The 7,605-nt window shown below is 67.5% G+C and carries 5 protein-coding genes and 1 pseudogene; 1 reads left to right on the top strand and 5 read right to left on the bottom strand.

All coding sequences use genetic code 11. From position 1 onward, the window contains the following. The 3 genes from fusA to rpsL form a co-directional block, all read right to left on the bottom strand. Nucleotides 1–1,980, bottom strand: a 1,980-nt coding sequence (gene fusA / locus WC555_RS14770) for an elongation factor G (protein WP_373254793.1), incomplete at its 3' end; no start/stop codon positions are given. Between the two features lie 149 nt (nucleotides 1,981–2,129). Next, the gene (rpsG, locus tag WC555_RS14775; protein ID WP_300467808.1) at nucleotides 2,130–2,603 is read right to left on the bottom strand and encodes a 30S ribosomal protein S7; all 474 of its coding nucleotides are present in this window, start codon (nucleotides 2,601–2,603) and stop codon (nucleotides 2,130–2,132) included. An 81-nt stretch (nucleotides 2,604–2,684) separates the two neighbouring features. Further along, nucleotides 2,685–3,056 (bottom strand): 30S ribosomal protein S12, encoded by a 372-nt coding sequence (gene rpsL / locus WC555_RS14780; protein WP_055832311.1) that lies wholly within the window; start codon nucleotides 3,054–3,056, stop codon nucleotides 2,685–2,687. A gap of 404 nt (nucleotides 3,057–3,460) precedes the next feature. Between rpsL and WC555_RS14785 the strand changes: the two genes are divergently transcribed. Further along, the gene (locus WC555_RS14785) at nucleotides 3,461–4,258 is read left to right on the top strand and encodes a hypothetical protein (protein ID WP_373254795.1); all 798 of its coding nucleotides are present in this window, start codon (nucleotides 3,461–3,463) and stop codon (nucleotides 4,256–4,258) included. On the opposite strand, the gene WC555_RS14790 is transcribed toward WC555_RS14785, so the two are convergent. Both WC555_RS14790 and WC555_RS14795 read right to left on the bottom strand, forming a co-directional pair. After that, nucleotides 4,259–5,023 carry an SDR family NAD(P)-dependent oxidoreductase gene (locus WC555_RS14790; protein WP_373254796.1) on the bottom strand — a complete coding sequence of 255 codons (765 nt, stop codon included), beginning with the start codon at nucleotides 5,021–5,023 and terminating at the stop codon, nucleotides 4,259–4,261. A gap of 118 nt (nucleotides 5,024–5,141) precedes the next feature. After that, a pseudogene (locus tag WC555_RS14795) lies at nucleotides 5,142–7,605 on the bottom strand (DNA-directed RNA polymerase subunit beta'); the annotation flags it as partial.

Raw genomic sequence — 7,605 nt, forward strand, 5'->3', positions numbered from 1 at the left:
GCGCAGCGTGTTCACATAGCCGAACATGTTGGCCAGCGGCACGAAGGCGTTCACGACGGTGGCGTTGCCGCGCATGTCCTGACCCTGGATCATGCCGCGACGGCCGTTCAGGTCGCCGATGACCGAACCGAGGTAATCCTCGGGGGTCACGACCTCGACCGCCATGATCGGCTCGAGCAGCTTGGGCGCGCCCTTTTCCTTCAGTTCGCGGAAGGCGGCGCGGGCCGCGATTTCGAACGCCAGCACGCTGGAGTCGACGTCGTGGTATTTGCCGTCCGTCAGCGTCGCCTTGAAGTCGATCAGCGGGAAGCCGGCCAGCAGGCCGCCGTCCTTGATGGACTCGAGGCCCTTCTGGACGCCCGGGATGTATTCCTTGGGCACGGCGCCGCCGACGATCGAGTTCTCGAACACGAAGCCCGAACCGGGTTCGCCCGGCTCGAAGGTCAGCATGACGCGGGCGAACTGGCCCGTACCGCCGGTCTGCTTCTTGTGCGTGTAGTCGATGTCGACCTTGCGGCCGAGCGATTCACGGTAGGCGACCTGGGGCTGACCGATCGTGGCGTCGACCTTGTAGGTGCGGCGCAGGATGTCGATCTTGATGTCCAGGTGCAGCTCGCCCATCCCCTTGAGGATGGTCTGGCCCGACTCGTGGTCGGTCGAGACGGTGAAGGAGGGATCCTCCGAGGCCAGCTTGGCCAGGGCGACGCCCAGCTTCTCCTGGTCGGCCTTGGTCTTGGGCTCGACCGAGATCTCGATCACCGGCGCCGGGAATTCCATCTTCTCGAGGATGACGGGCGACTTCAGGGGATCGCACAGGGTGTCGCCGGTGCGGGTGTCCTTCAGGCCGGCCAGGGCGACGATGTCGCCGGCGTAGGCTTCCTTGATGTCCTGACGGTCGTTGGAGTGCATCAGCAGCATACGGCCGACGCGTTCCTTGCGGTCGCGGCTCGAGTTCAGCAGGCCCATGCCGGTTTCCATCTTGCCGGAATAGATGCGGCAGAAGGTCAGCGAGCCGACGAAGGGGTCGTCCATGATCTTGAACGCCAGAACCGACAGGGGCTCGTCGTCCGAGGCGCGGCGCGTGACCGGCTCTTCCGTCTTGAAGTCGATGCCCGGGGTCGGGGGGATGTCGACCGGCGACGGCAGATAGTCGACGACGGCGTCCAGCAGCGTCTGCACGCCCTTGTTCTTGAAGGCCGAGCCGCACAGGATCGGATAGAAGGCGCCGGTCAGAACGGCCTTGCGGATGCACTTCTTGAGCACTTCCAGCGAGGGCTCGACACCATCCAGATAGGCCTGCATGGCGTCGTCATCGAGTTCGACGGCGTTGTCGATCAGGTACTGGCGAGCGGCGACGGCCTTGTCCATCAGGTCGGCCGGGATCGGGCCGACGGTGAAGTTGGCGCCCAGGGCGTCGTTGTCCCAGACCACCGAGTTCATGGCGACGATGTCGACCAGGCCCGACAGCGAGGATTCCGAACCGATCGGGAACTGGATCGGCACGGCCTTGGCGCCCAGACGGTCGCGGATCGACTGCACCGAGGCGTCGAAGTCGGCGCCGATCTTGTCCATCTTGTTGACGAACACGATCCGGGGAACGTTGTATTTGTCGGCCTGGCGCCAGACGGTTTCGGTCTGCGGCTCGACGCCGGCGTTGCCGTCCAGCACCGTCACGGCGCCGTCGAGCACGCGCAGCGAACGCTCGACTTCAATGGTGAAGTCCACGTGGCCGGGGGTGTCGATGATGTTGAGGCGCTTCTCTTTCCAGAAGGCGGTCGTCGCGGCGGACGTGATGGTGATGCCGCGCTCCTGCTCCTGGTCCATCCAGTCCATGGTCGCGGCGCCGTCGTGGACTTCGCCGATCTTGTGGGACTTGCCGGTGTAATACAGAATCCGCTCGGTCGTCGTCGTCTTGCCCGCGTCGATGTGGGCCATGATGCCGAAGTTGCGGTAGTCCTCGATCTTGTTGAGACGGGCCATGAAAACGTGCCTTGAAGTGAGTTCAGGACGCGTTTCGCGCCCTCGGGGAGATCGTCGATGTTCGGATAGGCGGGCGCGGGCGATTTAGCTCAAACCGCCCGCGCCGGATAGTCACTAGATAGGCGCCGAACAGGGCGCCTTGAAGGCCCTTACCAGCGGTAGTGGCTGAAGGCGCGGTTGGCCTCGGCCATCTTGTGGGTGTCTTCGCGCTTCTTGACCGCGGTGCCGCGGTTGTTCGAGGCGTCCAGCAGCTCGGCGGCCAGCTTTTCCGTCATGGTGTTCTCGCCACGCTTGCGCGCGGCGTTCACCAGCCAGCGGATGGCCAGGGCCTTGCGGCGATCGGGGCGAACCTCGACCGGCACCTGGTAGGTGGCGCCGCCGACGCGGCGCGACCGGACTTCGACCGCCGGGGCGACGTTTTCCAGCGCCGAGTGGAAGGTGGCGACGGGCTCCTGTTCCTTCTTCTTGTCGGCCAGGATCTCGAACGCGCCGTAGACGATGTTCTCGGCGACGGCCTTTTTGCCCTCGTACATGACGTAGTTCATGAATTTGGTGACGGTCAGATCCTTGTATTTGGGATCCGGCAGAACTTCGCGCTTCTGTGCGCGGTGACGACGGGACATGGGCTTGGCCTTCTAAAGCGGTGTCGGACGGCCGGCCCAAACCCCAAAGGAATGAGCCGGCGAATGGAATGGGGCGGTCGCTTACTTCGGACGCTTGGCGCCGTAGTGCGAACGGCGCTGCTTGCGGTCCTTGACGCCTTGCGTGTCGAGCACGCCGCGCAGGATGTGGTAGCGAACGCCGGGAAGGTCTTTCACGCGGCCGCCGCGGATCAGGACCACCGAGTGCTCCTGCAGATTGTGGCCCTCGCCGGGGATGTAGCACACGGCTTCGATGCCCGTGGTCAGGCGGACCTTGGCGACCTTACGCAGGGCCGAGTTGGGCTTCTTCGGGGTCGTCGTATAGACGCGGGTGCAGACGCCGCGGCGCTGGGGGCAGCCCTTCAGGGCCGGCACCTTGTTGCGGACCGGCTTGGGTTGGCGCGGCTTGCGGATCAGCTGGTTGATAGTCGGCATGGAGTCTCGGTTCTCTTCAATCGATGGGAGCGTGTGCCTTTCGGCCGGAGCGCCCCGGTGAGCCTTCTTTTCGGACGACGCCTGAACGCCGCCCCGGGTTTGATCTCGAGCCGGAGCTGCGACCGCCAAACGAAAAAACCGGAACGCGCGCTTCGGGCGTTCCGGCGGGCGCAGCCCGTCCGCTCAATTGTCACGATCCCGGAACCCGGCGAACCGGGAGCCTCGAAAGTGGGGGGCTTCTACGCGCGGGGGGGCGTCAGGTCAAGGGTTCGAGGCTCCCGCCCGCCCGACCCGCCCTGCGACCGGTCTTCTTCATCGCCGGGTCTGTGAAAGGCTGACCGACAGGCCCCAATACCGCCACGCTCTGGCGATCCAGTGTCGGTTGAACGGGGTGCGGAGGTCAAATGCCGGGGGTTGCGTGGGTCTGGCCGTCCGTGACCGACCGATGGCGCAAGGCGCTCATCGTCGCGGCGTCCCTGCTCCTGCACGCCGGCCTGCTGGCCTTCTTCGGCCTGCGGACGATGAGCCCCGGCCCATCGATGGTCCCCGACCTCGCCCCGACCATCTACGTCCAGCTGGAGCCCCGCCCCCTGCTGGCCGACGAAACCCCGCGACAGCCCGTGGCCGCGCGACAGACCGAGGCGCCGCCGCTGGCGCGCGCCGTCACCACCCCGACCCTGCGCGACGAGGACGAGGACGACACGCCCGCGCCGCCCTCCCCCCGCCTTGCGGCGCCCGCCCCCGGCGCGCCTCCGGCTCCCGCGAGCAGCGCCTGGGCCGTCCGCCCCCGCACCCTCGGCGACCGCATCGGCCAGGGCCTGCGCACCAGTCCCGTGGGCTGCGCCGCCGGCGCCGTGCTCAGCGCGGCCGAGCGCGCCATCTGCGACGATCGCTTCGGCCAGCGGGCCGCGACCGCCCGGCCCATCGAGGGCACGGGCAATCCGGAACGCGACGCCCGCTTCGCCCGCGAGGGCGCCCGCCGCCTGGCCGAATACGAGGCCCGTCGGCGTCCGCTGGCCGGCGGCAGCGGCAATGTCGGCCCGCAGGACGGCCCCGGCTCCAACTTCGGCATGGGGGTCGCGGGAGCGCATCTGGACTCGTCGTTCCGCCCGGACTCGACCCGCAACGTCCGGACCCGCCGCGACGGCGAGCGCGCCGCGGGCCAGCCGATGACCCCCGGCGGCGGCTTCGACCGCGACTGATCAGCCGGCGGTCCACCCCCCGTCGACCATCACGGACCCGCCCGTCATCAGGGTCGAGGCGTCCGACGCCAGCAGCAGCAGGGCGCCGGTCAGTTCCTCCATCCGCCCCAGCCGTCCCAGCTTGATGCGGCTGAGCACGAAGTCGCGCGTGCCGGGGGTGTCGAGGATCGGCCGGGTCATGGCCGTTTCGATGAAGGTCGGGCAAATCGTGTTCACCCGCACCCCCTGCGGCGCCAGATCGATCGCCATGCAGCGGGTCAGGCCTTCCAGCCCCCATTTCGAGGCGCTGTACAGCGACCGCCCGGCCCCGCCGACATGGCCCATCTGCGATGAAACGTTGATGATCGAGCCGGGCCTGCCCGCCTCCAGCAGCCCTTTCGCCACCGCCTGGGCCACGAACAGCGCGGACTTCAGATTGAGGTTCAGGACCGTGTCGTAGTCCTCCTCCGTCACCTCGGTGATCGGACGGATGCGGTTCACCCCGGCGTTGTTCAGCAGGATGTCGAACGGCCCGCGCGCCGCGATCTCGCGCCGGACGGCGGCGATGTCGGTCACGTCCAGCACGAAGGCGTCGGCCTCGAACCCCGCCTCGCGGATCGCCCGCACCCGCGCGTCGAGGTCGCCGGCCGTGCGGCCGCACAGGGTCACCGCGGCCCCCGCCTGGGCGAACACCTCGGCCCCGGCCGCGCCGATGCCCCGGCCGCCGCCGGTCACCAGGGCGCGCTTGCCGTCGAGGCGGAAGGACGGAAGGGGGGTCAGGGTCATGGCGGGTCTCCGTGAGAGCTCGCCAGCTTCACCATGGAATCGCCAAAAGAAAAGGGCGGCCCCGTCGCCGGGGCCGCCCTCTTCACGGTCGGATTGTCATCCCGGGCTCGACCCGGGATCAGCCTTCGCTGCTCTCCAGCTCCAGCGCCAGATCGGCCGGAAGCGGCTCGATGGCCTCTTCCCGCTGCGACGTCAGTTCGGCGTCGCGTTCGTTGGCGATCTTCTGCAGGGCGCGGAGATAGGCGCCCGTGCCGGCCGGAATCAGGCGGCCGACGATGACGTTCTCCTTCAGGCCTTCCAGCGTATCGACCTTGCCGTTGACCGAGGCGTCGGTGAGGACGCGGGTGGTCTCCTGGAAGGACGCCGCCGAGATGAAGCTGCGGGTTTGCAGCGACGCCTTGGTGATGCCCAGCAGGACCGGCTGGGTCGTGGCCTGACGGCCCTTGCGCTTCTCGACCTTCAGGTTCTCGGCCACGGCTTCCGCCACTTCGACCGTGTCGCCACGGATCAGGGTGGTTTCGCCCGAGTCCAGGATCTCGACCTTCTGCAGCATCTGGCGAACGATCACCTCGATGTGCTTGTCGTTGATCGGCACGCCCTGCAGTCGATAGACTTCCTGCACTTCGTTCACCAGGTACTCGGCCAGGGCCTCGACGCCCTGGATGCGCAGCAGGTCGTGCGGATCCGGGTTGCCGTCGATGATGTAGTCGCCCTTGTTGATCAGATCGCCGTCGTGGACGGAGATGTGCTTGCCCTTGGGGATCAGGAATTCGACCGGTTCGGCCTGGTTGCCGTCGGCATCCGGTTCCGGCGTGATCTTGATGCGACGCTTGTTCTTGTAGTCGCGTCCGAATTCCACGCGGCCGTCCATCTCGGCGATGACCGCGCAATCCTTGGGTCGACGGGCTTCGAACAGCTCGGCCACCCGCGGCAGACCGCCGGTGATGTCGCGCGTCTTGGCGCCCTCGGTCGGGACGCGGGCGATGATCTCGCCCGGCTTGACCACATCGCCGTTGTTCACGGACAGAACCGCGCCCACCGGCAGCAGGTAACGGGCGTCGGAGCCCGAGGCCAGCTTGGCATAGGCGTCGCCGGAGGTGACGCCCATGGCCGGACGCAGGTCAGCCCCACGCGGGCTGGCGCGCCAGTCGCTGACGACGCGCTGGGCGATGCCCGTCGCTTCGTCGGTTTCCTCGCGGACCGACAGGCCTTCGACCAGGTCCTCGAACCGGATCGCGCCGCCGACTTCCGTCAGGATCGGAGAGGTGTAGGGGTCCCACTCCGCCAGACGCTGGCTGCGCTTGACGTCCGTTCCCTCGACCACCCGCAGACGGGCGCCGTACGGGATCTTGTGGCTCTCGCGGTCCTTGCCGTCGACCACGATGGTGACGACGACGTTGCGGCTCATGGCCACCAGATCGCCGTGCGCCGCCTTGACGGTGGGGCCGGTGATCCGGGCGATGCCGGGGTTGGTCGCCTCGTAGAACGAGGTCTCCGCCACCTGCGCCGTGCCGCCGATGTGGAAGGTCCGCATCGTCAGCTGGGTGCCGGGTTCGCCGATCGACTGGGCGGCGATGACGCCCACCGCTTCACCGATGTTGACGTTGGTGCCGCGCGCCAGGTCACGCCCGTAGCAATAGGCGCAGATGCCGGCTTCGGCCTCGCAGGTCAGGGCCGAGCGGACCTTGACCGACTGGACGCCGGCGTTGTCGATGACCTCGACCTCTTCCTCCTGCAGGTAGGTGTCGGCCTTGAACAGGACCTTGTCGCCGCCCGGCTCCTTGATGTCCTCGGCCGCGTAGCGACCCAGGACGCGTTGACCCAGCGAGACCAGCACGTCGCCGCCTTCGACCACGGCGCGCAGGGTGATGCCCCGCGTCGAGCCGCAATCGTCCTCGGTGACGATGGAGTCCTGCGCCACGTCGACCAGACGACGCGTCAGATAGCCGGAGTTGGCCGTCTTCAGCGCGGTGTCGGCCAGACCCTTGCGGGCGCCGTGAGTGGAGTTGAAGTATTCAAGGACGGTCAGGCCTTCCTTGAAGTTCGAGATGATCGGCGTCTCGATGATCTCGCCCGAGGGCTTGGCCATCAGGCCGCGCATGCCGCCCAGCTGCTTCATCTGCGCCTGCGAACCACGGGCGCCGGAGTTGGCCATCATGAACACCGAGTTGATGTCCGGCGCCTGACCCTTGGCCAGAACGCGCGGTTGCGCGATCTCGCCCATCATGGCGTCGGCGATCTTGTCCGTGGCCTTGGCCCAGGCGTCGACGACCTTGTTGTACTTCTCGCCCTTGGTGATCAGGCCGTCGGCGTACTGTTGCTCGTACTCCTCGACCTGGGTCCGGGTGGCGGCGACCAGGGTGGCCTTGGCGGCGGGGATGACGATGTCGTCCTTGCCGAAGGAGATGCCGGCCTTGGCGGCTTCGCGGAAGCCCAGCTGCATCATCTGGTCGGCGAAGATGACCGTCGCCTTCTGACCGCAGTGGCGATAGACCTGATCGATCAGGTTGCCGATCTCTTTCTTGGTCAGGTTCTTCTCGAGCAGGCGGTAGCCGATGTTCGCATTGTGCGGCAGCAGCGCG

The sequence above is a fragment of the Brevundimonas sp. genome (genome assembly GCF_041648615.1).
Classification (GTDB): domain Bacteria; phylum Pseudomonadota; class Alphaproteobacteria; order Caulobacterales; family Caulobacteraceae; genus Brevundimonas.